Below are 26,951 nucleotides of genomic sequence, written 5' to 3'. Positions count from 1 at the left end.
GTTTTTCAGAAACCTGCGTCGCGCCCGTCGGCGCGACTGGTTTCCTGAGTTTCGAACAGAACCGCGCCGCAGGTGGCGATCAGCACAATCATCACCGTGCCGACGATCCAGGCGAAATACCAGGGCGCGTAGTCGCCGGCGACAACCGCGAAGAGCAGCGACAAGGCCAGGACAGCGGCTAGGCCGATCAATTGCAGAAGACGTGTCATATCATGCGTCCCTTACTGGTTGTGCGAGCGCATCAATAGGAATGTTCGTCATGGACAACGTCCTCGACCCGGACCTTGCCGCGCATGACGCTGAAGCACCAGGCCGTGTAGCAGATGATCAGAGGGACGAAGATGCCAGCCACGATGAGCATGCAGATCAGCGTGTAGTTGCTGCTGGTGGCGTTCCACACCGTCAGGCTCTGCGCCGGATTGGTGGTGGACGGCATCAGGAAGGGGAACATGGCAACACCCGCCGTGCCGATCGTGCCGACCCAGGACAGCGCGCCCAGCCACCAGCCCAGCCCCGGCTTATTGGCGCGGAGTGCCACCGAGGTCAGCACCATGCTGGCGACACCCAGAATGGGGAGCACCCACAGGATGGGCATGGCGTGGAAGTTGTGCATCCAGGCGCCGGTCTGCATGGCGACCGCCGGGCCGCCCAGCGGCGTCGATTCCATGGCCGGGTTGACCGTGCCGGTGAAGACGAAGCCGCGGATGAACTGGATCCATACCCCGCCGAGGACGAAGAGCACCGCGGCGATGAGACCGGCTGCCGAGGCATAGGTGCGGGCGCGGCTATAGATCGGCTTGACGCCACGCAGCATCAGCATGGCCCCGCCCTGCTGGATCGACAGAGCCAGAGACAGCAGGCCGCAGAGGATCGCGAAGGGATTGAGCAGATACCAGATGAAGCTTTCGTCCTGGTGATACTGGGCCGTCCAGTCGAAATGGAAGCCGACGCCTTGCAGAACGTTACCGAAAGCGGCGCCGTAGATGATCATCGGCAGCGCGCCCGAGACCAAAAAGGCCCAGTCCCAGGTCTCGCGCCAGGTATTGCCCGGCACCTTGGAGCGGTATTCGAAGGCGACGGGGCGCATGATCATGCTGAAGAGCAGCAGGATCATGACGACGTAGAAGGTGGAGAAGGAGGTGGCATACAGCGTCGGGAAGGCGGCGAAAATCGCGCCACCGCCCAGGATGAACCACACCTGATTGCCTTCCCAATGCGGCCCGATGATGTTGAGCGCGGTGCGGCGCTCGCCATCATTACGGCCGACGAAGCGCAGCAGCGTGCCGACGCCCATATCCATGCCCATCATGACGCCAAGACCGATGAGCAGGATTCCGAGCAGGCCTGCCCATATCAGTTTCAGAATTGCATAGAGTTCCATGATTTTTTCCTAACCCCTGCTGTTCCGCTTACTGCCAGGACTTTTCGGCGTAGCCGGGCCGGCTGAAAGTCGCGGGACCAGCACCTTCCACGGGCTTGGGCGCCGCGTGTTCGGTCGGACCCAGACGCGCGAACTTGAACATCAGGTAAAGTTCAGCGGCGATGAAGGCGCTGTAGAGCAGCACGAAGCCGATCAGCGAGAAGATCATATAGCCGACGGTATGCGAGGAGGCCGACATATAGGTCGGCAGCCAGCCATAGACCGTCCAGGGCTGGCGGCCGTTTTCGGCGACGATCCAGCCGTATTCGCAAGCGATGATCGGCAGCGGGATGGCCCACATCGAGGCCCGCAGCAGCCAGCGCTGCGTCTCGAGCTTGTTGCGCAGACTGTAATAGGCGCCGAGCGCGAAGACCACGACGAAGGCGAAGCCGCAAGCCACCATCAGGCGGAAGCCCCAGAATTCGACGAAGACATTGGGGATCGTTTCGCGTGCCGTGCGGTCCAGCACCGCCGGCAGATTGTCGGCCGTCAGCTTCGACAGGTCCTGGTCTGGCGCATAGCGCTGCGCCAGGAAGCCGTAGCCCATGGTCTGCTCATACTGGCGGAAGGTGGCAAGCGCCGCCGGGTCTTTGTCCTCGGAATACTGATGCAGCGCCATCACGGCCTTGATGCCGTTGACGGTATCGACCTTGGCCTTCTGTTCGAGATCGATGATGCCCGGCACGGCGGTCGTGAAGGAATGTGCCACCAGCGGCCCCAGCACATAGGGGATGTTGATTTCGGCATAGTTCTTCTGCGCCACGTCATCCGGGATGGCGAAGGCGGTCCAGGGCGCGGATGGCGGGGTCGTCGTGTGCCAGATGCCTTCCATGGCGGCCAGCTTCGTCGGCTGCACCAGATAGTCGAGACGGCCGAGCGCATCGCCCAGGGTCACCACGGCGAGGGAGGAGATGACGCCGAACAGCGCCGCCATGCGGAAGGAGCGCGCCGCGAATTCACGGTGCTGCTTGCGCAGCATGTAATAGGCGCTGATGCCCATGACGAACATCGCGCCCGTCACGAAGCCGGCGATGGAGGTGTGCACGAACTTTGCCTGCGCATCCTCGCTGAAGACGAGTGCGGCGAAATTGGTGAATTCCATGCGCATCGTGTCGGGGTTGAAGGTGGCGCCGACCGGGTCCTGCATGAAGCCGTTGGCGACCAGAATCCACAGGGCCGAGAGGTTGGAGCCGAGCGCCACCAGATAGGTCACGGCCAGATGGCCGCCTCGGCTCAGGCGGTTCCAGCCGAAGAACATCAGGCCGACGAAGGTTGATTCCAGAAAGAAGGCCATCATGCCTTCAATGGCCAGCGGCGCACCGAAGACGTCGCCCATGAAATGCGAATACATCGACCAATTGGTGCCGAATTCGAATTCCATGGTCAGGCCGGTGGCGACGCCGATGGCGAAGTTGATGCCGAACAGCTTGCCCCAGAACTGGGTCATGTCTTTGTAAATCTGCTTGCCGGTGATGACGTAGACGGTCTCCATCGCGGCGAGCAGGAAGGTCATGCCGAGGGTCAGCGGCACGAACTGAAAGTGGTAAAGGGCGGTCAGCGCGAATTGTAATCGCGATAGGTCTACGACGCCGTGGTCCATGTCATGCTCCAACACAATACGCATTGCTGCGGCGTCTATCATTTTAGTGGCCGAGCGTAACGAAATCCTAGCCGACAGGGGCTGAAGGCGCCTTGATCTGAGTCAATGCGCCTGGATGGGGATGTGACAGTGTGACGTCATGGACCGATCAGCCCCCGATTTCCGGCTCCTCAAGACGCGCCAGAAGGCGCGGCGGGCCGCCTGGCTCGCCGAACTCGGCAAATCCGGCGGCGGCATGACCCGCATCGCCGGCACGGTGCTGACGCTTGAAAGCGTGGCGGCCATCGGTTTCGCCGCCGCCCTCGCCTATGGGCTGACCGCCTTGCCGCGTGGTTTGCCGGCCGCAGCTCCCTGGCTGGTCTTGGGTGTGGTGAGCGCCACCGTTCGGGGCGGCTGTGGCTTTCTGTCCGCCCGCACAGGGGCCGAAGCGGCGCGCCGCGCCAAATCCATTCTGCGCGACCGCATGACCCGCCACAGTCTGGCACTGCCGCTCAGCCAACGGCCGGAAACCGGGGCGCTGATGACCGCGGCGATCGATCGGGTGGAGACGCTGGACGGTTATATCGCCCGGTTTCTGCCGGCCAAGGCAGCGGTCTCCGGCCTATTCCTGGTTCTGGTCGCGACGGCCGTCGCCAGCCCGGTCGGCGCTGCGATCCTGGCAGCGACTTTACTGCCCTTTATCTTCCTCATGATCCTGGCCGGCACGGCCGCCGCCGATCAGGCCGCCGCTCAGTTCCAGGCCATGATGCGCCTGGGCGCCGTCTTCGCTGACCGCATCCGCGCCTTGCCGCTGATCCTGGCCTTCCAGGCCGAGGCCGCCGAAACCTCCCGCCTGGCCCAGGCGGCCGGGGATCTGAAACGCCGGACGATGGCGGTGCTGCGCATCGCCTTCATCAGCTCCGCCGGGCTGGAGTTTTTCGCGGCTCTCGCGGTGGCGCTGGTCGCGGTCTATTGCGGTTTCAACCTGCTCGGCCTCGCGCCTGAATTCGTCCAGCCTTTCCATTTCGGGCATCTCGATCTGGCGCGCGCCTTCTTCATCCTGGCGCTGGCGCCGGAATTCTATCTGCCGATGCGCCGGCTGGCCGCGACCTATCACGACCGGCAATCGGCTGAGACGGCGGCGGACGGGCTGATGGCGATTGCGGCGCAGGCGCCTCCGGCGGCGGCCGCGCCGCTGGCCCTTCAGGCCGCGCCACGCATCCGCTTCGATCATGTCATGCTGCGCTATCCCGGTCATGACCATGCCGTGCTGGATGCCTTCACGCTCGATATCGCGCCGGGCCAGACCGTGGCGCTGCTCGGACCCAGCGGTGCCGGCAAGACCTCCATTCTCAACCTCCTTCTGGGACTGGTGGAGCCGACGCAGGGGCGCGTTTTCATTGACGACCATGCGCTGGGGCCATTGGCGACCGTCGCCGGGTCTGTCGGCTGGGTCGGGCAATCCCCACTCATCACCGCCGGCACGCTGGCCGAGAATATTGCTTTGGCCCGGCCGGATGCGACGGGGACGGAAATTCTGCTGGCGGCGCGCGAGGCCGGGCTCAGCGCCATGCTGGCAACCCGCGCCCAGGGGTTGCAGACCGATATCGACGAGCGCGGCAGCGGGCTTTCGGGCGGGGAGCGTCAGCGTGTGGCGCTGGCACGGTTCTTTCTCAATCCCGCGCCCCTGCTGCTGCTGGATGAGCCGACGGCGCATGTCGATGCGGCAGCGGAGGAAGCCTTGGTGGCGTCCATCGCGAAGGCGGCACAGGGCCGCACCACGCTGATCGCAACCCATTCACCGCGCCTGGCCGCGATCGCGGACCGGATCGTGCGGCTGGAGGCAGAGTGATGACCGTGCTCTCTCAACTCATCGCGGCCGAGAAGAAGGCCCAGCGCGGATGGCTGGCGATTGCCTGCCTGGCGTCCATGGCCGTCGCCGCCGGGTCGGTGGCGCTGCTCGGCGTCTCGGGCTGGTTCATCACCGCCAGCGCGCTGGCCGGTCTAGCCGGGCCGCTGGCCGCCGGTGCCTTCAACTATCTGCTGCCGGCGGCGATCATCCGGCTTTGCGCCATTCTGCGCACGGGCGGGCGCTATGCCGAGCGTGTCATCGGCCATGATGCGGCGCTCGGCGCGCTGGCGCGGCTGCGGCCGAAGATTTTCGCGGGCATCATGGCCGCGCCGGTCAAGTTTGCCCTGGGCCTCTCGGTGGGCGATGCGTCCAGCCGCATGGTGCAGGACGTCGATCTGCTGGAAGCGCGCTTCGTTCGCATTCCCGTGCCATGGGGACTGGCCGTTGGCGTGCTGACGGGCATGGTCATACTGGTGCCGGCCGGGATTGCGCCTGCCTTGGCGACGCTGGCCATCCTCGGCATCACCATTGGCTGCGGCTGGCTTTTGGCATGCCTGTCGGCGGAAGCCGGGCGGAATGTGCAGCGGGTGACGGCACGCCTGAAGGATCGCTACGCGACGCTGGTCTCCTCCGCGTCCGAACTCCGCGCCTATGGGCTGGAGAATTGGGCGGCGCAGGAGATCGCCCGCGAAAGCGAAGCGCTGCTGAAGGCTCAGAAGCAGCTGACCGCCTGGGGCGGCTGGTTCGCGCTGCTGCAAGCGACGGCTGCCGGGCTTGCCGCGATGCTGGCGATGGCGCTGAGCGCCCATCAATTCCTGCCGCTGGCCGCCATGGCGGCGCTGGGCGCGGCGATGACGGTCGATTGCGCCGGGCCTTTTCTGCGCGGCCTGGAAGCGCAGGGCGGCTGGGCGGAGGCCGCGCATCGGCTGGAACGTCTGCTTGAGGCGCCAACGGTCTCCACCGGAATAGCGGTGCGGCCGGCTGAGCGGCCGGAGATTCGCTTCCTGCGCTTCGGCGCCGTGCTGGTGCCGGGCAGCGTCACCGGGCTGACCGGGCGTTCGGGCATCGGCAAGACGACCATTCTCGAAAAGCTGGTCGGGCTGCGCCATGACGATGATGTGACAATTCTGCTGGATCGCTGGTCCCTGCCGGTGATCGACCCGGCCGATCTGCGCCGAGCCTTTGCCTATGCGCCGCAGGATGCCGCGATGCTGGCGGGCTCCGTGCGCGACAATCTGCGGCTGGCGGCCGGTGAAGCGACCGACGACCTGCTGTGGCAGGCGCTGGAGGATGCGGCCTTGGCCGATACGATCCGCGCGCTGCCTCAGGGGCTCGACACCTGGATCGGCGAGAATGGGGCTGTGCTGTCGGGTGGCGAGCGGCGGCGCCTGAGCCTGGCCCGCGCCTATCTGCGCGCCGCGCCCTGGCTGCTGCTGGACGAACCGACAGCCGGCCTGGATCAGGCCACGGAACAGCGCGTGGTGGAGCGGCTGCGCGCGCGGCTGGCCGCGAGCGGGCAGGGTGCGATCATCGTCTCCCACCGGCCGGCGCCGCTCGCGCTTTGCACCGCGCTTATCACCTTGCATGAGAGCGGGGCTGAAGTGTTGGGGCAATCGGCCGAGGGGCCTTCACGCCTGGGCGGCCACTCCCTACATATCAGTCCAGCCGTTTGAAGCTCCCCTTTCCGCTGTCCGGTACCCTGAATGCCAAAAACCGATCTCTATGCGACCCTTGGCGTCGCGCGCGACGCGACGCCCGATGCTATTCGTAAGGCCTATCGCGCCTTGGCGAAGAAGCATCATCCTGACCTCAACCCCGGCAATGCCGAGGCTGAGGAGCGATTCAAGGCGGTCGCTGCCGCCAATGACATTCTGGGCGATGCCGACAAGCGCGCCCGCTACGATCGGGGCGAGATCGATGAAACGGGTGCGGAAGCCCCGCCCGAACATCCGGCCTATCGCCGCTATGCCGATGGCGCGCAGGGTCAGCGCTATCGCCAGTCCGGCGGTGACACGGTTTCGGAAGATGATTTCGGCGATATTTTCGAGAATTTGTTCCGCAATGGCGGCGGCAATCCCGGCGGCGGCACCGGGCCGCGTCGTGGCCGCGACCAGCAATATACGCTGACGGTCGATTTTCTGGACGCGGTGACGGGCGCCACCAAGCGGCTGTCCCTGCCGGACGGTCGTGGGCTCGATGTCCGCATTCCGCCGGGAATCGAGGACGGGCAGACCATGCGCCTGAAAGGCCAGGGCGGCCCCGGTCGCAACGGCGGCCCGGCCGGCGACGCGCTGATCGAGATCAGTGTCGCGCCGCATCGCTTCTTCCGCCGCGAGGGGCGGGACATCCATGTCGAACTGCCGATCACGCTGTCTGAGGCTGTGCTGGGTGGGAAGATCGTGGTGCCGACGCCGACCGGCTCGGTCGCCATGACGATCCCGAAACAGGCCGATAGCGGCACTGTTCTGCGTTTGCGCGGGCGCGGCATTGCGGCCCAGGGCAGCCAGCCAGCGGGTGATGAGTTGGTGACGCTCAAGCTGGTTCTGGGCAAGCCGGATGAAGGTCTGGAGGCGTTTCTGCGTGAAAAGCCCGGCGACCAGGGTTTCGATCCGCGCCGCAGCATGACGGAGGCATCATGATTACGATCGAAATATTGTCCCGCATGGTGGCCGGCGCGGACACCAGCCAGGTGCAGCGCTGGATCGACAATGCCTGGATCCGCCCCGATGGCGAGCCGGGCCGCTACCAGTTTCATGATATCGACGTCGCCCGCGTGCGCCTGATCGTGCAACTGCGCGACGACTTGGGCGTCGACGACAATGCGCTTCCGGTTGTTCTGTCGCTGATGGATCAGCTTTACGAGACGCGTCGGCAGATGCGCCGGCTCTGCACTGTCATCGAAACATCGGTACCGGACGACCTGCGATCGGCGCTATTGGATCGCCTGTCGCAACGTTAGGCTGTATCGACCACAAAAGGACGAGATCATGAGCCGGACGGGTTCCATCCTGACGCTGAATGCCGGCTCATCCAGCGTCAAATTCGCGCTGTTCGATGCCAGTCGCGATTTGCACCAGTCCATGCGCGGCGAAATCGAAAACCTCAGCAGCGTGCCGCATTTCCATGCCGTCGATGACCAGGGGCGGGTGCTGATCGAGCGGCGCTGGAAGGCGGAGGATAATGCGTCCTATCCCCATGTCATCGAAGAACTTCTCTCCTTCATCGAAAGCCATCTCGGCAAGGGCGGTCTGACGGCGGTCGGGCATCGCATCGTTCATGGCGGCGCCGATTTCACCGCGCCGGTGAAGCTGACGCCGAAGGTGATCGACGCGGTGGAAGCCTTGACGCCGCTGGATCCGCTGCATCTGCCGTTGAATATCGCGCCCATCCGGGCGGTGGCGGAAGCCCGGCCCAGATTGCCGCAGTTCGCCTGTTTCGACACGGCCTTCCACCATACCATCCCCAAGGTGGCGCGGACCTATGCGATCCCGCGCGATCTGACGGAGAAGGGCGTGCGCGCCTACGGCTTTCATGGCCTGTCCTACGAATATATCGCGGGCCAGTTGCAGCAGCATGCGCCGGACCTCGCGGCCGGGCGCGTGATCGTGGCGCATCTCGGTGCCGGCGCCAGTCTATGTGCCTTGAAGAATGGCCAGAGCATCGCGACCACGATGGGGTTCAGCGCGCTGGACGGGCTGATGATGGCAACCCGTTGCGGGATCATCGATCCAGGCGTGCTGCTGTATCTTGGCCGCCACGGCTATAACTTCAAGCAGATCGAAGAGATGCTGTATCGCAAATCCGGTCTGCTCGGGGTCTCCGGCATCAGTGGCGATGTCCGCGAATTGCTGGCGAGCGACGCGGATGAGGCGCGGGAGGCACTGGATCTGTTCAGCTATCGCCTGGCCTGGGAAATCGGCGCCTTGGTCAGCGCGCTTGGTGGAGTGGATGGGCTGGTCTTTACCGCCGGCATCGGCGAGCATTCAGCCGAAATCAGGGCGAATGTCTGTGCGCGCCTGGCCTGGCTTGGGCTGCGCCTGGACCCCTGGGCCAATGAGGCCCATGCCGGCGTGATCAGCCTGGGCGAGAGTACGGTCGCCGCCCGCATCATCCCCACCAATGAAGAAGCGATGATTGCGCAGCATAGCCAGGCTTTGCTCGCACATTAATCGGACTGGCGCGGGAAACCCGCAAGGACACAACCTGCCACTGTTTTTCTGCGCGGCTTGTGGCATAGATCGTGCAGCCGTCCCACATGCGTGGGACGGCGCAAGTCGTCCAGACAAATAAGCCATGACCCAGGGATGAACGATCAGAGCCTCAAACAATTTGTGGCGCTTGTAGAGGAAACGCCGGTTCTGGGTGCCGTCTATGACGGGACGGATCACCTGCGTTATGCCAATGCGGCCTTCCGGTCGACATTTGCCGTGGCGGCGGATGAGATGCCGTTTTGGGACGAGATCATGCGCCGCAATCTGCGGTCCGGTGTCGGCACCGTCATAAAATCGGCGGATTTCGAATCCTGGCTCATCTCCACCAAGTCGCGCCGTGGTAAATTGCCTTATCGCGCCTTTGAGATGGACTTGCAGGACGGGCGCTGGTTCCTGATGACGGAAACGGTGAATGCGGATGGCTGGATGCTCTGCATCGCGACGGACATTACCCCGCTCAAGACCGGTCGCCGGGAATTGCGGCAGGCGCGGGATTTCGCGCTGCGCGCCTCCCAGACGGACGAGTTGACGGGCATTTCAAGCCGCAGGGCCATGATGGGCGCGCTGGAGATGCTCAACGAGGCGGTGACCGAAGGCCGTGTCGCTGCTGGATGCCTGTGCATCCTCGATCTCGATCTGTTCAAAAACGTCAATGACACCTTCGGCCATCAGATCGGCGATCAGGTTTTGGTCGAATTCGCGCGCCTGACGCAAACGGCGACGCGCCGCCGCGATCATTTCGGCCGCATCGGGGGAGAGGAGTTCATGCTCATCTTTCCGGACACGAGCCTGGAGGAGGCGACGCGTGTGGTCGAACGGGTGTTGCATATCGTCCGGCAGGCAAGGCCTATTCCGGTGGCGCCGGCTTTTTCCTGCACCTGTTCGGCCGGTATCGCCGCCGCCATTCCCGGTCAGACTACCGGCTCACTCTATGCCCGCGCCGATCTGGCGCTGTATCGGGCGAAACATGCTGGCCGGGACCGGCTTGAATTGGCCGTCTAGGTCAGCACAGCACCAAAAAAGGCGGGGCCTTTCGGCGCCCGCCCTTTGGCTGTCAGCCAAGCCTGAAACTCAGGCTGCGACCGTCTCGTTCAGCGCCGGGTAATCCGTATAGCCCTCGGGGCCGCTGGCATACATCGTCGTCCGGTCAAGCTCGTTCAGCGGTGCGCCGGCTTCAAGGCGCGCAACCAGATCCGGATTGGCAATGTATTTGACACCGAAGGAAATGGCGTCGGCCCAGCCTTCGGCCAAAGCCTGCTCGGACTGCTCGATCGTGAAGCGCTCATTGGCGATATAGACGCCGCCGAATTCGGCCTTCAGCGCGCGGCCGATGGAATCATCCGCCTCATGCTCGCGGGCAAACAGGAAGGCGAGGCCCCGCTTCTTCGCTTCGCGCGCGACATGGCTGAAGGTGCCGAGCAGATCGCTGTCACCCATGCTGTGGCTGTCGGCGCGCGGCGCCAGATGCAGGCCGACGCGACCGGCGCCCCAGACGGAAATCGCCGCATCCACGGCCTCGAACATCAGGCGGGCGCGGTTTTCGACAGAACCGCCATAGGCGTCGTCACGGGTGTTGGTACTGTCCTGCAGGAACTGGTCCAGCAGATAGCCGTTGGCGCCATGCAACTCGACGCCATCGAAACCGGCATCCTTCGCGTTCTGCGCAGCACGGCGATAGTCTTCGATAATGCCGGGGATTTCATTGAGCGCGAGAGCGCGCGGGGTCGGGTAGGGGCGTTCCGGGCGCAGCAGGCTGACATGGCCGGTCGCCGCGATGGCGCTGGGCGCCACCGGCAGGTCGCCACCGAGCAGCGCGGGGTCGGAGATGCGGCCGCAATGCCAAAGCTGGGCGACGATACGGCCGCCGGCGTCATGCACGGCATCCGTGATGATCTTCCAGCCCTTGACCTGTTCGGCCGACCACAGGCCCGGCGTCCGCTCATAGCCGACGCTTTTCGGGTTGATATTGGTGGCTTCGGTCAGGATCAGACCGGCGGTCGCGCGCTGCACGTAATAGTCGCGCATCAATTCGGTCGGCACGCGGTCTTCCGTCGCGCGGGCGCGGGTCAGCGGTGCCATGATGATGCGATTGGGCAGGTCCAGGCTGCCGACGCGGATCGGGTCGAAAAGGGTGGGCATGAATGGCAATTCCTTCTACGGGCTGAGAAAGCCCCGGCAAGGCGCGCCGCAAACCCAAAAAAGCGGCGAAAGCGGTCGCGCTGGTGTTTCGTGTTCGACGAACATCGAATATAGAAGGTCCCATCATGGCGCAAGAGCCCTACTTTCACCCCGACCTTGACGCGATCTCATTGGCCGATGTGCTGCATGCGCTGAGCGACCCGGTGCGCCTGGCCATCGTCAAATCCCTGGCGCCGGGGGAGGAAACGGCCTGGAATGCCTTTATGGTCGGCGTGGCACCCTCCACGCTCAGCCATCACATGAAAGTGCTGCGCAATGCCGGGATCATCGCCAATCGGCGGGATGGCATGCGCTGCATCGTCTCACTGCGCCCCGAACTCTCGGCACGCTTCCCTGACCTGCTTGAAACCGTGTTGCGCCTGCTACCCGAAGCCGCCTGACTGACCTGCAAAAGCTGGGAGGCTCGCATGGTCAAGGTTGCTGTTCTGGACGATTGGCAAGGCATCGCGCGGACAAGCGCGGACTGGTCGGCGCTCGCAGCCAAAACCGATCTTTCGTTCTTTGCAGACGCTTTCGATAGTGAGGATGCGGCGGCCAATGCGCTGGCCGATTTCGATATCCTGCTGACGATGCGGGAACGCACGCCCTTTCCGGCATCCCTGATCAACCGGCTGCCGAAACTCCGCATGATCGGCATTACGGGGGCCCGCAATGCCTCGCTCGATGTCACGGCCTGCAAGGCCCGTGGCATTGTGGTGAGCCATACCGAAAGCAGCGGCCCCGGCGGGTCGGCGACCGCCGAACTGGCGCTGGGCCTGCTGATCGACTGCGCCCGTGGTGTCACGGTGGGTGACGCCACGATCCGCGCCGGCGGCTTTCAGCGCGGCGTGCCGGTGGGGCAGACGCTGGCCGGCAAGACGCTCGGCATTATCGGCCTCGGGCGCCTGGGCCAGATGATGGCGGGCTACGGCCAGGCGCTGGGCATGAAGGTGATCGCCTGGAGCCAGAACCTGACGCCGATCGCGGCCAGCCAGGCCGGTTATGATTACGCGAAAAAGGACGACCTGCTGGCGAAGGCGGATGCCGTCAGCCTGCATCTGGTGTTGTCGGACCGCACGCGCGGCATTATCGGGGCCAAGGATCTGGCGCGGATGAAGCCTGGGGCCATCCTCATCAATACGTCCCGCGCCGGTCTGGTCGATGAGCAGGCGCTGCAAGCGGCGCTCCGCGAAGGCCGCATCCATGCCGGGCTCGATGTCTTCACCGACGAGCCGCTGGGCGCCGATGACGCCTGGCGGACCATGCCCAATACGGTGCTGACGCCCCATATCGGCTATGGCGTGGCGGAAACCTGGGCCGATTTCTATCCCCAGAGCGTGGAGAATGCGCTCGCCTTCCTGGGTGGCGCACCCATCCGGGTCATTTCCGGCTGAGGTCCGTTAGTCTCTCTCAACCGTCATACCCGCTTGCGCGGGTATGACGGTGTTTCAGTCAAAACCTGACAAACGTTAAGGCTTACGCCCAGACCTCGCGATACAGATCCTCGATCGTCGCGGCGTCCGGAATGCGCGGATTATTGCCGGGCGACCCTGAGGCCAGGGCCTGTTCCGCCATCAGGGGCAGAAGCTGAGTCCAGCGGTCCGCATCGATGCCGTAGCTTTGGGGCGTCGGCACGGCCAGATCACGGTTCAGCAGGGCCAGTGCCTCGGTCAGCATGGCGACCGCCGTCTCTTCGTCGTCGCTGTCCGCCGCGATGCCCATGACGCGCGCGCAGGTCGCGTAGCGCGCCATGGCGCCGGCCGCCGACCAGCGCGTGATGGCCGGCAGCAGCATGGCATTGGAGAGGCCGTGGGCGACATGGAAATGCGCGCCGATCGGCCGGCTCATCCCATGCACCAGGGCGACCGATGCGTTGGAGAAGGCGATACCCGCCTGATGCGATCCCAGCATCATCGCCTCGCGCGCGCGACGGTCATCCGGCTGCTCATAGGCCGTGCGCAGATGCGGCCAGATATTGCGCATGGCGAGCAAAGCCATGCCGTCCGAAAAGGGATTGGCGCGGCGGGAGACGAAGGCCTCGATCGCATGGGTCAGCGCGTCGATGCCGGTATCGGCCGTCAGGCGTTTCGGCTTGCTCATCGTCAGTTCGAAATCGACCACGGCGGCGATGGGCAGATAGGCGAGGCCGGCGCAGAGCATCTTTTCGCCCTGCACCTCATCCGTGATGATGGTGAAGCGCGTGCCTTCCGAACCCGTGCCGGCGGTGGTGGGGATGGCGATAATGGGCAGGCCGGGCCTCTCTTCCAGATGCGGCGTCTTCAGCGCCTGCATGGACCCGCCGCGCTGGCTGAGCACGGCGGCTGCCTTGGCCGTGTCGATGGGGCTGCCGCCGCCGAAGCCGATGACGCAGTCGAAGCCGCTTTTGCCGATCATGTCGACGACCGCATTGACCGAGGCGACCGTCGGATCGGGCACGACCTCGGTAAAGGCGCGGGCCTGGATGCCGTCTGCCGCCAGAATGCCCGTCAGCCTCTCCAGCCCGCCGCTTTGCGCCAGATAGGGGTCGGTCACGATCAGCGGACGGGTGAGGCCGAGCTGCACCAGCAGCGCGCCGGTTTCCCGGATGGCACCGGCGCCGATGCGGATCAGCCGAGGCAGTGCGATGGCGGCCATGGCCTTATTCTCCCGAAAAGCGGATTTCGTTTTTAGAGCGGGGATTTGAGCCGATAGGCGACCTCACCCACAATGCCGCGGCGGAATATCAGAACACAGATCACAAAAATGCCACCTTGGATGACGATCACCCAGGCCCCGAAGGGGGCTAGATAATATTGCATGGCGACGACGATCAGCGCGCCGACGACCGGCCCGAAAATGGTGCCGATACCGCCCAGCAAGACCATGAGGACGACAAGCCCTGACGTGGTGACGCCGACATCGGACAAGGTCTGGATGCCCATCACCATGGCCTTCAGACCGCCGGCAATCCCCGCCAGCACTGCGGCCAGGATAAAGATGATGCGCTTGTAGCTGGCCGGGCGGTAGCCGAGGGAGACCATGCGCGGTTCGTTGTCGCGCACGGCGCGGATCACCTGCCCGAAGGGCGAGTGGATGACGCGATGGACGAAGAGGACGCCGGCGAGGAAGACGACGCCTACGACCGCATAGATGACGCGGTCATTGCCGAGGGGAATCAGGCCGAAGAGCGCCGAGCGCGGAATGCCCTGGATGCCGTTTTCACCGCCCGTGAAGCCGGTAAGCTGCACGGCGCCGAAATAGACGATCTGTGCCAGGGCCAGGGTGATCATGGCGAAATAGATGTCCTGGCGGCGGATGGCGAGCCAGCCGAAGACAGCGCCCAGCAATCCGCCCGCGAGACCACCGGCGAGAATGCCGATTTCAGGCGTCAGCCCCAGGCTTTGCACCAGGTAACCGGCGGTATAGCCGCCAAGGCCGAAATAGGCAGCCTGCCCGAGCGATAGCAGCCCGACCGACCCCATCAGCAGATTGGTGCCCAGCGCAAAGAGCCCGTAGCACATCACCTGCATGGCCACGATGGGATAGACGAAGAAGGGGGCCAGGATCACGATCGCGACGAGGATCGCGAAACTGACCGCCTGTGCGCGTGAAAAACCAGCCATTCAGGCGGCCTTGCCGAAAAGGCCGGCCGGCCGCGCCAGCAGCACGATGGCCATGACGACGAAGACGACGACCGCCGAACCCGGCGGATAGAACACATCGGTAAAACCTTCGATGATGCCGAGGCCGAACCCGGTGAGGATGGCGCCGCCGATCGACCCCATGCCACCGATGACGACGACCGCGAAAACTGTGTCGATGAGGTCCGATCCCATACCGGGATTGACGGCGTAAAGCGGTGCGGCGAGCACGCCGGCCAGGCCCGCCAGCGCCACGCCGCCGCCGAAAGTCAGCGCCAGCAGGCGCGGCACATTGACGCCGAAGGCCTGCACCAGCGCTGGGTTCTCGGTCGCCGCCCGCAGCAGCGCACCCAACCTTGTCTTTTCAACGATCAGCCAAGTGCCGCCGCAGACGATGATGGCCGCGAAGACCACGAAGCCACGATAGAGTGGCATATACATGAAGCCGAGATTGACGACGCGGGCGAAGGCGGCCGGGGGGTCATAACTGACGCCGGAGACCCCAAAAAAGTTGGTCGCCAGCCCTTGCAGCACCTGCGCCAGCCCGAAGGTCAGCAGCAGGCCGTAGAGGATATCCAGCTTGTAGATCGGCCGGATCAGGAACCGCTCCGCCGCCATGCCCAGCAGCCCGACCGGGAGGGGCGCGCAGATGATAGCGCCCCAGAAGCCGATGCCCAGATAGGTCAGCAGGCCCCAGGTGACGAAGGCGCCGACCATGAACATTGCGCCATGGGCGAAGTTGATGATGCGCAGCAGGCCGAAGATGATGGCCAGGCCCATCGACAGCATGGCGTAGAAGGAGCCGTTGATAAGGCCGAGCAGAAGCTGCCCGAAGAGCAGCGGCAGCGGCTTGCCGAGAACCATCACCATCGCGGGTCAGCTTTTCACCAGCGGGCAGCCTTCGGTCGCCAGCGGTGCGAAAGTATCCTCGGCCGAGGTCGTGTGCAGAAGATCGTAATAGTCCCAGGGAATGCTGCTTTCGCCGGGCTTCTTCACGCGGAAGAGATAGGACGGACACATGAAGCGCCCATCCTCGCGGACGCTGCATGACCCGAAGGCGTCATCCTCCGTCGGCATCTTTTTCATCTGCGTCACCACAGCCGGACCGTTGCCCGCTTGATCGACCCCGATGGCATCGACCGCTTTCAGGAAATGCGTGGTGCCGCTGTAGCAACCGGCCTGCGCCATGGACGGGTAGTTGTTGGGCGTCCTGGGCAGAACGCGCTTGGTGAAGGCGCGCGTGCGGTCGCTCATGTTCCAGTAGAAGCTTTCCGTCAGCACGAGGCCCTGCGCGATCTCCAGCCCGATGCCGTGGATGTCGTTCAGATAGATCAGCAGCCCGGCGATCTTCATGCCGCTTTGCGTGATGCCGAACTGATGCGCCTGCTTGATGGAATTGACGGTATCCTTGCCGGCATTGGCGAGGCCCAGCACCTGCGCGCCGGATGATTGCGCCTGCAACAAAAAGGACGAGAAATCGGTGGTCTGCGGAAAGGGATAGTCGACGTCGCCGACGACCTTGCCGCCGGCCGCTTTCACGACGGCCGAGGTCTGATCACGCAGCAACTGGCCGAAGGCATAGTCGGCCGTAATGAAGAACCAGGTTTTGCCGCCCTGCGCCACCATGGCGCCACCCGTGGAATGCGACAGCATATAGGTGTCGTAACTCCAGTGAATTGTGCTCGCATTGCATTTCTTGCCGGTGAGAAGAGAACTCGCGGAATTGGTATTGATGTAGGTTTTATTCTTCTCGCCGGCGACGGCCGCGATGGCGAGGCCGACAGCCGAATTCGGCACGTCGATGACAAGATCGACGCCATTGTCGTACCATTGCCGCGCCAGGCCCGCGCCGACATCCGGCTTGTTCTGATGATCGCCCTGGATGACCTTGATGTCATAGCCTTTGGCGACGGCGCCCCAATCCTCTATCGCCTGATGCACGCAGGCGACGGAGGTTTTGCCGCCGATATCGCTATAGACGCCTGAGAAGTCGGTGCAGACGCCAATGGTGAGCTGTTTGCCCGCGGCGGCCCGCGCGCGGCTGCCGGGCAGCGCCGTCATCGCGCCGATTGTCAAAGCACTGCCAAGAACTGTACGCCGTGTCATGGTCATCTTAGCCGTCTCCCCGTTTCTTGTTGTGGGGTTCAGTGAGGGCCCCAGTTTTAGACGCCTAGCCGGTTGTGCAGATCGTCCATGCGCGATGCCAGTGCATGGGCGGGAATCATGTCGACAATCTTGCCTTGCTCGACCAGGTAATGGCGGTCGGCGAGCTTGGAGACGAAGCGGAAATTCTGCTCGACGAGAAGGATGGTAAAGCCGCGGCGCTTGATCGCTTCGATCATGTGGCCGATCTGCTGGACGATGACGGGGGCCAAGCCTTCCGTCGGCTCATCCAGCAGCAGAAGTTTCGCGCCCGTGCGCAGAATGCGGGCGATGGCCAGCATCTGCTGTTCTCCGCCCGAGAGTTTCGTCCCCGGGCTGCGGGCGCGTTCGTGAAGATTGGGAAAGAGCGCGTGGATTTCGGCGATCGTCAGACCGCCGGGGGCCACGACAGGCGGCAGCAGCAGGTTTTCCTGCACGCTGAGAGAGGCGAAGATGCCGCGTTCCTCCGGGCAGAAGCCGATGCCCTGCCGCCCGATCCTGTCGGGTCGCGCCGCGATCAGCTCCTGCCCGCGAAAGCGGATGCTGCCGGCGCGTTTAGGGATAAGGCCCATGATGGATTTAAGCGTCGTCGATTTGCCGGCGCCGTTGCGGCCCAGCAGCGTCACCACCTCGCCTTCCTGCACTGTGAAATCCATGCCGTGCAGGACATGGCTTTCATCATACCAGGCATGGAGGCCGGAGATTTCAAGCATGATCTTGGCCGAGATAGGCGGTGATGACGGCGGGGTCACGTGAAACGGTTTCGTAGTCACCTTCCGCCAGAACGCGCCCCCGCATCAGCACGGTGATGCGATCGGACAGGCCGGCGACCACGGAAAGATTGTGCTCCACCATCAAGATCGTACGGCCCTGGCGCAGGCGTTTGATCAGATCGACGATGCGCTCGACATCTTGCTCGGTCATCCCGGCCGTCGGCTCGTCCAGAAGAAGCAAGGGCGGGTCCAGCGCCAGGGTTGTGGCGATTTCCAGTGCCCGTTTGCGTCCGTAGGAGAGTTCGGCGGCTTTGGTATGGATAAAGGCGCCGAGACCGACATCCTCCAGCAAGGCGCAGGCACGATCGTCGAACCGTTGCAGATTGCGATCGGATCGCCAGAAATCGAAACTGGCCCCACGTTCGCGCTGTAGAGCGATACGGACGTTTTCCAGTGCCGTCATATGGCCGAAAACGGCCGAGATCTGGAAGCTGCGGACAAGGCCGCGGCGGGCGACGTCGGCCGGTTTCAGATATGTAATATCATCGCCGCGATAGATGATCTTGCCTGCGCTGGGCTGCATGAACTTGGTCAGCAGGTTGAAGCAGGTTGTCTTGCCGGCGCCGTTCGGGCCGATCAGTGCATGAATGGAGCCAGTTTTGACCTTCAAGGAAACGTTATCGACAGCGGTGAAGCCGCTGAAACGCTTGGTCAGGCCGGATGTTTCCAAGACGGTGTCGGCGACAGCGTTGTTCACTGCTCATATTCCAGTTTGCCCGGATTTTGATGAAGGCTTGCATAGATCGCGGGACCGCGCAACGGCTATCGCGCTGGCGCGTATCCCTCGCCTGGAATGAGCCGATCGCAGGAGGCATGGTCAACACGAGTGCTTAAAGAGAGCCTTGTCGTGAGGCCATACTCATGACGAAGCAAAGTCTACAGGGGCGATGCCGGCCCAGCTGCGCAGAGACCGCCAGCGTCTTAGCGGGCTGCGGTCTGATGCTCGGAATGACCGAAATGTGGTGGCGCGAGGCCAGGCCTGCTGAAGGCGGGCTTAAGCCTAATAGCAGCGCTTTCAGTCGATCTGATGAACGAAAATATTTGTGGATTCTGGGGATAACTTTACAGGGCCAGACAATAGCTGGAATGCCCCAGCATCGTTTAGTCCGAGCTTGACTGTCTCGGGCCTAGACCATGGTGAGCCCGGTGGGACTCGAACCCACGACCCCATGATTAAAAGTCACGTGCTCTACCGGCTGAGCTACGGGCTCGACTTTAGGTGGGTGGGTTGAACGGCAGTTGGGCCGCCGCGTCAAGCCATGCAAACGAAAGGCGCCCCGCGTGAAACGCGGGGCGCCCCTCAAGATACTGAAAAGTCTGCAGAAATTACTTCGCGACCGTCATATGGATGATGCGGTCGGGGTCGGTCACGCTGCCGCTTTGGCCGACGCCCTTCTTGATGTCCTGCACGAAGTCCATGCCGCTCACGACCTGGCCGACGATGGTGTACTGGCCGTCCAGCCAAGGGGTGGGCGCCAGGCAGATGAAGAACTGGCTATTGGCGCTGTTCGGGTTCGCCGTACGCGCCATGCCGACCGTGCCGGTCAGGAACTTGGCGTCATTGGTGAATTCCGCGGGCAGGTCGGGCAGGCTGCTGCCGCCGGTGCCAGTGCCGGTGGGGTCGCCGCCCTGGGCCATGAAGCCCGGGATAACGCGGTGGAAGGGCGTATTGTCATAGAACCCTTCGCCGGCCAGCTTCAGCAGCCGGGCGGAGGCTTCCGGCGCGATATCCGGCCGCAGCTTGATGACCACGGTGCCGTATTTCAGCTGCATGTCCAGAGTATCGGACGCCGCCTGTGCTTCGCTCATACCAAATCCAATCATAGTTGCGCCGAGGGCGACCTGCATCGCCTCTCTTCGGTTGAAGATCATGGCTCTCTCTGCTTCTTGGCCCAGGTGACGAGCTGCGCCTTCGTCAATGGCGGCACGAAGCTCGATACATCTCCACCCAGCAGGGCGATTTCTTTAACGAAACGGGAGGAGATGAACTGGTGCTTTTCGCTCGCCATGAGAAAGACGGTGTCGATTGTTGAATCGAGCCGATAATTCATGCCGGCGAGCTGGAACTCGAAATCAAAATCCGAGACCGCGCGCAAGCCGCGAATGATGACGCTTGCGCCAAGCTCATGCGCGAATTGCACGAGAAGGGTGGAATAGGGGCGGACGTCTATTGCCGTTCCGCTATCCGGCATGGCCTCCGCCAGAACCGAACGGGTCAGCGCGACCCGCTCGTCGAGCGACATCAGCGGGCCTTTGCCGGAATTGATCGCGACACCGATGATCAGCCGGTCGACCAGCTTGGCGCCGCGCGTAATGATATCCAGATGGCCATTGGTTATCGGATCGAAAGTCCCGGGATAGACCCCGATCTTTTCATGGCCACGCATATTAGCTGGGCTCGCCGTCGGGCAGCGTCCCATCGGGCGCGGAGGCATCCTCGTCCGGCGTGATGATATCCGGCATCTCGTCTGTCAGTGTCTCACCCGTTTCCGGCTCGGTCGGCTCCTCCATCACCGGGAAGACGCTCGTCACCGTCTCGCCCTCACTCAGCCGCACCAAGGTCACGCCCATGGCCTGGCGGCCGGTGACGCGCACCTGATCGCCCGGCACGCGGATGAGGCGCGCGGTATCGGTGACGAGCATGAGATCATCGCCCGGCACGACAGGGAAGGTCGTCACCACGGCGCGTCCGTTGCGCTTGCTGAGCGTAATGCCGCCGATGCCCTGGCCGCCGCGGCCGGTGACGCGGTATTCGTAGGCGGAAGACCGCTTGCCGAAGCCGCCATCCGTCACCGTCAGCAGGAACTGCTCGACATCCTTCAGCTCCTGATAGCGCTCGTCGGACAGCGTCACCGTGCTGTCGGCTGTCTCTTCGGCGTCGGCCTCGATTTCGATCTCGGCAGCCTCGTCGTCGCCCGCGCGGCTGCGCTTGAGATAGGCGGTACGTTCCTCGACGCTGGCCGGCACATGGCGGAGAACGGAGAGGCTGATGACGCGGTCGTCCTTGCCCAGGCGGATGCCGCGCACGCCGGCCGAATCGCGGCCGGCGAAGACGCGCAGATTATCCTCGTGAATCTGGAAGCGGATGCAGCGGCCGCGCTCGGTCGCCAGCATCATGTCATCGCCGTCGCGGCAGGTGGCGACGCCGATGAGGTGATCGCCCTCGTCCAGCTTCATGGCGATAAGGCCGGAGGCCCGCATATTGCGGAAGTCGGACAGCTTGTTGCGGCGGACATTGCCGGACGCCGTCGCGAAGACCAGATGCAGATTCTCCCACAGGCTTTCATCCTGCGGCAGCGGCAGCACGGTCGTAATGGTATCGGTGCCGAGTTCGGGCAGTAGATTGATCAGCGCGCGGCCCTTGGCCTGGGGGCCTGCTTCCGGCAGGCGCCAAACCTTTTCGCGATAGGCCTTGCCGCCCGAGGAGAAGAACAGCACCCATTGATGGGTATGGGCATTGAAGCTGCGGGTGACGACGTCATCGCCGCGCGTCGTCGCCGCCGTGCGGCCACGACCGCCCCGGTTCTGCTGGCGGAAGGTTTCCAGCGGCGTGCGCTTGATGAAATTGTCGCGGGTGATGGTGACGACCATCTGGCCCGGCTCGATCAGGCTTTCGTCATCCTGGTCGGCGGCGGCATCCGTAATCTCGGTCATGCGCGGAGAGCCGATTTCCAGCCGCACGGCGGCCAGTTCGTCGCGCATCACTTCCAGGCGGCGCACGCGCGAGCCCAGGATATCCAGAAGATCCTTGATCTTTTCGGCAACTTCGCCGAGTTCGGACAGGATCTTGTTGCGCTCAAGCCCGGTCAGGCGCTGTAGGCGCAGGTCCAGGATGCCGCGAGCCTGGGCTTCGGTCAGCTTGATGCGGCCGGTATCGGCGACGATGCTGCCGCGATCCTCGATCAGGTCCAGCAACGGAAGGATGTCTTCCGCCGGCCATTCCCGCTCCATCAGCGCCGCGCGGGCGCTGGCGGCGTCCGCAGCGGCGCGGATGATGCGGATGACTTCATCGATATTCGCCACGGCCACGGCCAGGCCGACGAGCAGATGGCCACGGTCGCGGGCGCGGGACAGGTCATGCCGCGCGCGGCGCAGAATGACTTCCTCGCGGAAGGTGATGAAGCACATCAGCGCTTCACGGATGCCCATCTGACGCGGGCGGCCGTTGTCCAGCGCCAGCATATTGACGCCGAAGGAGGTCTGCAGCTGCGTGAAGCGGAAGAGCTGGTTCAGCACCACTTCCGGCGTCGCGTCGCGCTTCAGCTCGACCACGATGCGCATGCCGTCGCGGTCGCTTTCGTCCCGCATGTCGGAAATGCCTTCGACCTGCTTGTTGCGCACCAGATCGGCGATGCGCTCCAGCAGGGTCGACTTGTTCACCTGATAGGGAATTTCGGTGACGATGATCGCCGTGCGGTCCTTGCGGATTTCCTCGAATTCGGTTTTCGCGCGCAGGATGACGCTGCCGCGTCCGGTCTCGAAGGCCTGGCGGATGCCGGCGCGGCCCAGGATGATGCCGCCCGTTGGGAAATCCGGGCCCGGAATGATGCGCATCAGCTCATCGAGGCCGATATCCGGATTCTCGATCATCGCGAAAGTCGCGTCGATCACTTCGCTCGGATTATGCGGCGGAATATTGGTCGCCATGCCGACGGCGATGCCGTTGGCGCCATTGACCAGAAGGTTCGGGAAGGCGGCGGGCAGAACCTTGGGCTCTTCCGCGCTTTCATCGTAGTTGGACTGGAAATCGACCGTATCGCGGTCGATATCGTTCAGCAGGAACATGGCCGCATTGGCGAGGCGGGATTCGGTATAACGCATCGCGGCCGGCGGATCGCCGTCAACCGAGCCGAAATTGCCCTGACCGTCGATCAGGCGCACGCGCATGGAGAAGGGCTGCGCCATGCGGACCAAGGCGTCGTAAATCGAGGCGTCGCCATGCGGATGGTATTTACCCATCACGTCGCCCGTGATGCGCGCCGATTTGCGATAGGGCTTGTCCGGCGTGAAGCCGGATTCCTGCATCGAGAACAGAATACGACGATGAACAGGCTTCAGACCGTCGCGCGCGTCCGGCAGGGCGCGGCTGACGATGACCGACATCGCATAAGCCAGATAGGACTGACGCATCTCATCTTCGAGCATGACAGGCTGCGTCGATGGCGGCAGGGAAGCGGATTGGTCAGGCGGTGTGGTGTCGCTCAACGGGTCTCTCGGAGCTGCTCAACAGGCGAGCGGGGGAGGCAGGTCGAAAAGGTGACCCGCGCGGGGATCTATCGCCGTTGCAGACGGGAAGACATCAGGATTTTATGCCCTAAAATCCTGATTGGAGCAAGGTCGGCGGCTTGTTGCGGCAGGCTGCGGGTTAAACGAAAACGCCGCTCGCGCCGCCCGGTGACGGGTGGCGGAGCGGCGCTTCGTTCAGTCCCAGGCCAGCGAACCGGCCTGGACAGGAAAATCAGTCTTCGCGGCGGCTGCCGCCCTTGGAACCGACCTTGTCGCCGATGTCTTCGCCGGTCGCCTGATCGACGACGCGCATCGAGAGCTTCACCTTGCCGCGGTCGTCGAAGCCGATGACCTTAACCTTCACGGCATCGCCCTGGGTGACGATATCGGCGGTCTTGTTGACGCGGGTGGCGGCGAGTTCGCTGATATGAACCAGACCGTCCTTGGCGCCCAGGAAGTTCACGAAAGCGCCGAAATCGGCGACCTTCACGACCTTGCCGTTGTAGATCTTGCCGATCTCGGCCTCGGCCACGATGCCGGTGATCCGGTCGATCGCCGCCTGGGTCTTCTCTTCGCTGGTGGACGCGATCTTGATCGTGCCGTCGTCCTCGATGTCGATCTTGCAGCCCGTCTGCTCGACAATGTCACGGATGACCTTGCCGCCCTGGCCGATGACTTCGCGGATCTTTTCCTTCGGCACATTGATGATCGTGATGCGCGGGGCGGTTGCCGCCACGCCGCCACGGGCACCGGTCAGCGCTTTGGCCATCTCGCCCAGGATGTGGATACGGCCTTCGCGGGCCTGCTCCAGAGCGATCTTCATGATCTCGGGCGTGATGGAGGTGATCTTGATGTCCATCTGCAGGCTGGTCACGCCTTCTTCGGTGCCGGCCACCTTGAAGTCCATGTCACCGAGGTGATCTTCGTCGCCCAGGATGTCGGACAGCACCGCGAAACCGCGATCTTCCTTGATCAGGCCCATGGCGATACCGGCCACGGGACGGGTCAGCGGAACGCCGGCATCCATCAGCGACAGGGAGGTGCCGCAGACGGTCGCCATGGAGGACGAGCCGTTGCTTTCGGTGATCTCGGAGACCACGCGCAAAGTGTACGGGAACTTGTCCTTGCCCGGCAGCAGCGGGTGGATGGCGCGCCAGGCCAGCTTGCCATGGCCGATTTCGCGGCGGCCCGGGGAGCCCATGCGGCCGGCTTCACCAACCGAGTAGGGAGGGAAGTTGTAATGCAGCATGAAATGCTCGCGGTATTCGCCGTCGAGCGCGTCGATCACCTGTTCGTCCTGCGCGGTGCCGAGGGTGGCAACGCAGAGCGCCTGGGTCTCGCCACGGGTAAACAGCGCGGAACCATGGGCGCGCGGCAGAACGCCGACTTCGGCGACGATCGGGCGGACCGTGCGGGTGTCGCGGCCGTCGATGCGGATGCCGTTGTCGAGGATGCTGTTGCGGACGATATCGGCTTCGAGGTCCTTGAACAGGCCGCGGGCGGCGTCGGCATTCAGGCCTTCAGCCGTCAGCGCGGCGGCGGCGGCCTTCTTGGCGGCGCCGACCTTTTCATAGCGAGCAGCCTTGGCCTTCTCGCCGTAAGCGGCGGCGATGCTGGTGCGGGCCAGGGCATCGACGCGGGCGCGCAGCGCCTTCTCTTCCTCGGACGCTTCCGGCAGAGCCCAGGGCTCCTTCGCCGCATGTTCGGCGAGTTCGATGATCGCATTGATCACGGCCTGGAAGGCGGTGTGGCCGAAGGTGACGGCGTCGAGCATGATCTCTTCGGACAGCTCTTTCGCCTCGCTCTCGACCATCAGCACGCCTTCGGCGGTGCCGGCGACGACGAGGTCAAGATCGCTCTCTTCCGTCTGCGCGGTGGTCGGGTTGAGGACGAATTCGCCGTTGATGCGGGCGACGCGGGCGGCGCCGACCGGGCCGAAGAAGGGAATGCCGGAAATCGTCAGCGCGGCCGAGCAGCCGATCAGGGAGACGATATCGGGATCGTTCTCGAGATCGTGGGACAGGACGGTCGCGACGATCTGGACTTCATTACGGAAGCCTTCCGGAAACAGCGGGCGGATCGGACGGTCGATCAGGCGGCTGACCAGCGTCTCGTTCTCGTTCGGGCGGCCTTCACGCTTGAAGAAGCCACCCGGAATCTTGCCGGCCGCGAAGGCCTTTTCCTGGTAGTTGACGGTGAGCGGGAAGAAGTCCTGGCCCGGCTTCACGGTCTTGGCGCCGACCGCCGTGCAGAGCACGATGGTATCGCCATAGGTGATCATCACGGCGCCGTCGGCCTGGCGGGCGATCTTGCCCGTTTCCAGGATCAGGGGACGGCCGCCCCATTCGATTTCCTTGCGGAAGTAGTTGAACATTCAATCATCCTTTCCGTGCGAGCCGGAGGAGACGGCAGGACGGAGAGCGGACCGGGATCGGCTGGAATCAGGATTTCGGCGTCTCGGGCGGCATGGGGAGCGGAATGCGTTTATACGCATCCGCCGGCCATGTGGCCGGAAACGCCGGTCTGGTCCTGATTGCGTCCTTGGTTGTCCGGGTCTGCCTTTCCACCGTACCGCCGCGTCAGCGGCTCTGTCTGTCTTACGCCGTTCGTGGCGTCCGGTAGCGCCGCTTCTGCGGCCCTTGGTCTTGGCCCCGGGAAGCGGGGCGGGCACCTTCCACCCGAAGGCGGAAGGTGATCGCAGAGACTGCGCTTTAGCGGCGCAGGCCGAGGCGGCCGATCAGCGTCGTGTAACGCTCGTGATCATTCCGCTTCAGGTAGTCCAGCAGGCGGCGACGGCGGCCGACCAGCATCAGCAGACCGCGACGGCTATGGAAGTCCTTCGCGTGAATCTTGAGATGCTCGGTGAGGCTGACGATCCGGTCGGTGATGAGCGCGACCTGCACTTCAGGGCTGCCGGTGTCATTGGTGCCACGGGCATAGTCGGAGATAAGCGACGAGCGCTTCTCGGCTGTAATCGACATCGTGTGTTCCTATAAAAAGGGGTTACAGCAGGCGCTCGGGCTTCATCCAGCCCTCTTCGAGCCGGCATAAACCGATCACGCGGCTCCCCACCATCGCACGCACGGTCCCGCCTGCGGGATCTGCGCCATCAGGTATCCGCCCCATGAGATCGACGAGGCTGATTGCCTGTCCATGTCCGAGACTGACGGCTTCGCTTTCGGTCAAGGCCAGCGCCGGGATGTCGGCCAGCGCGGTCGCGACCGGCAGCAGAAGCGCCGGAGAGATGGGGGCCGTATCCTCCCCCTGTTCCAATTTGTCCAGGGAAATCGCCATATCCTCCGTAAAGGGGCCGACCCGCAGGCGGCGCAGGACGGTGATATGGCCCAAGGAACCGCAGGCCAGCGCGATGTCGCGGGCCAGGCTGCGCATGTAGACGCCCTTGCCGGATTCCACTTCGAAGACCGCGGTATCGGCATCCGGGCGGTCGATCAGCTCGAACCGGTCGATCTGGGCCGGGCGCGGCTCCAGCACCGGGGCGCGGCCTTCGCGCGCCATGTCATAGGCGCGCTCGCCGGCGACCTTGATGGCGGAATAGATCGGCGGTACCTGCATGATGAGGCCGCGGAAGGCGGGCAGTGCCGCTTCGATCGCGGCATTGTCCGGGCGGACGTCGCTGGTGCCGGTGACGGCGCCCTGGGCATCGTCCGTATCCCGCGATTCCCCGAAGCGCAGGGTGAACTGATAGCGCTTGGTGCCGTCCATGACATAGGGCACGGTTTTGGTCGCGGCCCCGAAGGCGATGGGCAGCAGACCGGTCGCCAGTGGGTCCAGTGTGCCGCCATGGCCGGCCTTTTGGGCGTCAAAGAGCCGTTTCAGCTTGTTCACCATATCGGTGCTCGTCGGGCCTTCCGGCTTGTCGAGGATAAGCCACCCATCCAAGGGGCGGCCGCGCTGGCGGCGTTTCATCATGGCGTCAGAACAGTACAGTT

The 26,951-nt window shown here is 63.9% G+C and carries 24 protein-coding genes and 1 tRNA gene; 8 read left to right on the top strand and 17 right to left on the bottom strand.

Features of this window, described 5'->3' with window-relative positions; translation table 11 throughout:
• Window positions 1-5: 5 nt before the first annotated feature.
• From ASILVAE211_RS07850 to ASILVAE211_RS07840, 3 genes are read right to left on the bottom strand one after another with little or no spacing between them, the layout of a single operon-like run.
• Window positions 6-209 carry a hypothetical protein gene (locus ASILVAE211_RS07850; RefSeq protein WP_227320726.1) on the bottom strand — a complete coding sequence of 68 codons (204 nt, stop codon included), beginning with the start codon at window positions 207-209 and terminating at the stop codon, window positions 6-8.
• Window positions 210-241: 32 nt separating this feature from the next.
• Window positions 242-1,381 (bottom strand): cytochrome d ubiquinol oxidase subunit II, encoded by a 1,140-nt coding sequence (gene cydB, locus ASILVAE211_RS07845; protein WP_227320725.1) that lies wholly within the window; start codon window positions 1,379-1,381, stop codon window positions 242-244.
• Between the two features lie 28 nt (window positions 1,382-1,409).
• A complete protein-coding gene (locus tag ASILVAE211_RS07840) occupies window positions 1,410-3,044 on the bottom strand; it encodes a cytochrome ubiquinol oxidase subunit I (RefSeq protein ID WP_227320724.1) in 1,635 nt (544 codons plus the stop codon).
• A 115-nt stretch (window positions 3,045-3,159) separates the two neighbouring features.
• Between ASILVAE211_RS07840 and cydD the strand changes: the two genes are divergently transcribed.
• The 6 genes from cydD to ASILVAE211_RS07810 all read left to right on the top strand — a co-directional run bounded on the left by cydD (window position 3,160) and on the right by ASILVAE211_RS07810 (window position 10,064).
• The gene (gene cydD, locus ASILVAE211_RS07835; RefSeq protein ID WP_227320723.1) at window positions 3,160-4,851 is read left to right on the top strand and encodes a thiol reductant ABC exporter subunit CydD; all 1,692 of its coding nucleotides are present in this window, start codon (window positions 3,160-3,162) and stop codon (window positions 4,849-4,851) included.
• Complete coding sequence (locus ASILVAE211_RS07830) at window positions 4,851-6,524, top strand: amino acid ABC transporter ATP-binding/permease protein (protein ID WP_227320722.1); 1,674 nt, start codon at window positions 4,851-4,853, stop codon at window positions 6,522-6,524. The genes cydD and ASILVAE211_RS07830 overlap by 1 nt, the downstream gene beginning before the upstream one ends.
• Window positions 6,525-6,554: 30 nt before the next feature.
• Complete coding sequence (locus ASILVAE211_RS07825; RefSeq protein ID WP_227320721.1) at window positions 6,555-7,490, top strand: DnaJ C-terminal domain-containing protein; 936 nt, start codon at window positions 6,555-6,557, stop codon at window positions 7,488-7,490.
• Window positions 7,487-7,810 (top strand): chaperone modulator CbpM, encoded by a 324-nt coding sequence (locus tag ASILVAE211_RS07820; RefSeq protein ID WP_227320720.1) that lies wholly within the window; start codon window positions 7,487-7,489, stop codon window positions 7,808-7,810. Before ASILVAE211_RS07825 ends, ASILVAE211_RS07820 begins: the two co-directional genes overlap by 4 nt.
• 28 nt (window positions 7,811-7,838) lie before the next feature.
• Window positions 7,839-9,020: an acetate/propionate family kinase gene (locus ASILVAE211_RS07815; RefSeq protein ID WP_227320719.1), complete on the top strand. Its 1,182-nt coding sequence runs from the start codon at window positions 7,839-7,841 to the stop codon at window positions 9,018-9,020.
• Between the two features lie 135 nt (window positions 9,021-9,155).
• Window positions 9,156-10,064, top strand: a complete 909-nt coding sequence (locus ASILVAE211_RS07810) for a sensor domain-containing diguanylate cyclase (RefSeq protein ID WP_227320718.1) — start codon at window positions 9,156-9,158, stop codon at window positions 10,062-10,064.
• Window positions 10,065-10,133: 69 nt separating this feature from the next.
• Here the strand turns inward: ASILVAE211_RS07810 and ASILVAE211_RS07805 are convergent, their stop codons facing one another.
• The gene (locus ASILVAE211_RS07805) at window positions 10,134-11,201 is read right to left on the bottom strand and encodes an alkene reductase (protein ID WP_227320717.1); all 1,068 of its coding nucleotides are present in this window, start codon (window positions 11,199-11,201) and stop codon (window positions 10,134-10,136) included.
• A gap of 125 nt (window positions 11,202-11,326) precedes the next feature.
• Between ASILVAE211_RS07805 and ASILVAE211_RS07800 the strand changes: the two genes are divergently transcribed.
• Entirely contained in the window at window positions 11,327-11,641 is a 315-nt protein-coding gene (locus ASILVAE211_RS07800; protein ID WP_227320716.1) for an ArsR/SmtB family transcription factor, read from the top strand.
• Window positions 11,642-11,668: 27 nt separating this feature from the next.
• The gene (locus tag ASILVAE211_RS07795; RefSeq protein ID WP_227320715.1) at window positions 11,669-12,634 is read left to right on the top strand and encodes a D-2-hydroxyacid dehydrogenase family protein; all 966 of its coding nucleotides are present in this window, start codon (window positions 11,669-11,671) and stop codon (window positions 12,632-12,634) included.
• A gap of 82 nt (window positions 12,635-12,716) precedes the next feature.
• Here ASILVAE211_RS07795 and ASILVAE211_RS07790 read toward each other — a convergent pair whose 3' ends face one another.
• The 13 genes from ASILVAE211_RS07790 to truB form a co-directional block, all read right to left on the bottom strand.
• Entirely contained in the window at window positions 12,717-13,874 is a 1,158-nt protein-coding gene (locus tag ASILVAE211_RS07790) for an iron-containing alcohol dehydrogenase (protein ID WP_227320714.1), read from the bottom strand.
• A gap of 32 nt (window positions 13,875-13,906) precedes the next feature.
• Window positions 13,907-14,842, bottom strand: a complete 936-nt coding sequence (locus ASILVAE211_RS07785; RefSeq protein WP_227320713.1) for a branched-chain amino acid ABC transporter permease — start codon at window positions 14,840-14,842, stop codon at window positions 13,907-13,909.
• Window positions 14,843-15,730 carry a branched-chain amino acid ABC transporter permease gene (locus ASILVAE211_RS07780; RefSeq protein ID WP_227320712.1) on the bottom strand — a complete coding sequence of 296 codons (888 nt, stop codon included), beginning with the start codon at window positions 15,728-15,730 and terminating at the stop codon, window positions 14,843-14,845.
• Between the two features lie 6 nt (window positions 15,731-15,736).
• Window positions 15,737-16,966, bottom strand: a complete 1,230-nt coding sequence (locus ASILVAE211_RS07775; protein WP_227320711.1) for an ABC transporter substrate-binding protein — start codon at window positions 16,964-16,966, stop codon at window positions 15,737-15,739.
• A gap of 56 nt (window positions 16,967-17,022) precedes the next feature.
• Window positions 17,023-17,715, bottom strand: coding sequence for an ABC transporter ATP-binding protein (locus ASILVAE211_RS07770; RefSeq protein WP_227320710.1), 693 nt, complete (start codon window positions 17,713-17,715; stop codon window positions 17,023-17,025).
• Entirely contained in the window at window positions 17,708-18,472 is a 765-nt protein-coding gene (locus ASILVAE211_RS07765; protein WP_227320709.1) for an ABC transporter ATP-binding protein, read from the bottom strand. The genes ASILVAE211_RS07770 and ASILVAE211_RS07765 overlap by 8 nt, the downstream gene beginning before the upstream one ends.
• A gap of 438 nt (window positions 18,473-18,910) precedes the next feature.
• Window positions 18,911-18,986: transfer RNA gene (locus ASILVAE211_RS07760), tRNA-Lys, on the bottom strand.
• A gap of 115 nt (window positions 18,987-19,101) precedes the next feature.
• Window positions 19,102-19,584, bottom strand: coding sequence for a peptidylprolyl isomerase (locus tag ASILVAE211_RS07755; protein WP_227320708.1), 483 nt, complete (start codon window positions 19,582-19,584; stop codon window positions 19,102-19,104).
• A gap of 59 nt (window positions 19,585-19,643) precedes the next feature.
• Window positions 19,644-20,162, bottom strand: a complete 519-nt coding sequence (coaD, locus tag ASILVAE211_RS07750) for a pantetheine-phosphate adenylyltransferase (RefSeq protein ID WP_227320707.1) — start codon at window positions 20,160-20,162, stop codon at window positions 19,644-19,646.
• A gap of 1 nt (window position 20,163) precedes the next feature.
• Entirely contained in the window at window positions 20,164-22,920 is a 2,757-nt protein-coding gene (gene gyrA / locus ASILVAE211_RS07745) for a DNA gyrase subunit A (RefSeq protein WP_227320776.1), read from the bottom strand.
• Between the two features lie 313 nt (window positions 22,921-23,233).
• Window positions 23,234-25,375: a polyribonucleotide nucleotidyltransferase gene (gene pnp / locus ASILVAE211_RS07740; RefSeq protein WP_227320706.1), complete on the bottom strand. Its 2,142-nt coding sequence runs from the start codon at window positions 25,373-25,375 to the stop codon at window positions 23,234-23,236.
• 337 nt (window positions 25,376-25,712) lie between these two features.
• Window positions 25,713-25,982: a 30S ribosomal protein S15 gene (gene rpsO, locus ASILVAE211_RS07735; protein ID WP_227320705.1), complete on the bottom strand. Its 270-nt coding sequence runs from the start codon at window positions 25,980-25,982 to the stop codon at window positions 25,713-25,715.
• Window positions 25,983-26,004: 22 nt separating this feature from the next.
• Window positions 26,005-26,928 (bottom strand): tRNA pseudouridine(55) synthase TruB, encoded by a 924-nt coding sequence (gene truB, locus ASILVAE211_RS07730; protein ID WP_406566032.1) that lies wholly within the window; start codon window positions 26,926-26,928, stop codon window positions 26,005-26,007.
• Window positions 26,929-26,951: the final 23 nt, after the last annotated feature.

The sequence above is a fragment of the Acidisoma silvae genome (genome assembly GCF_020618775.1).
GTDB lineage: Bacteria > Pseudomonadota > Alphaproteobacteria > Acetobacterales > Acetobacteraceae > Acidisoma > Acidisoma silvae.
Note: the sequence above shows the minus strand (reverse complement) of the source record. Positions and strands in the feature narration are given on the sequence as shown.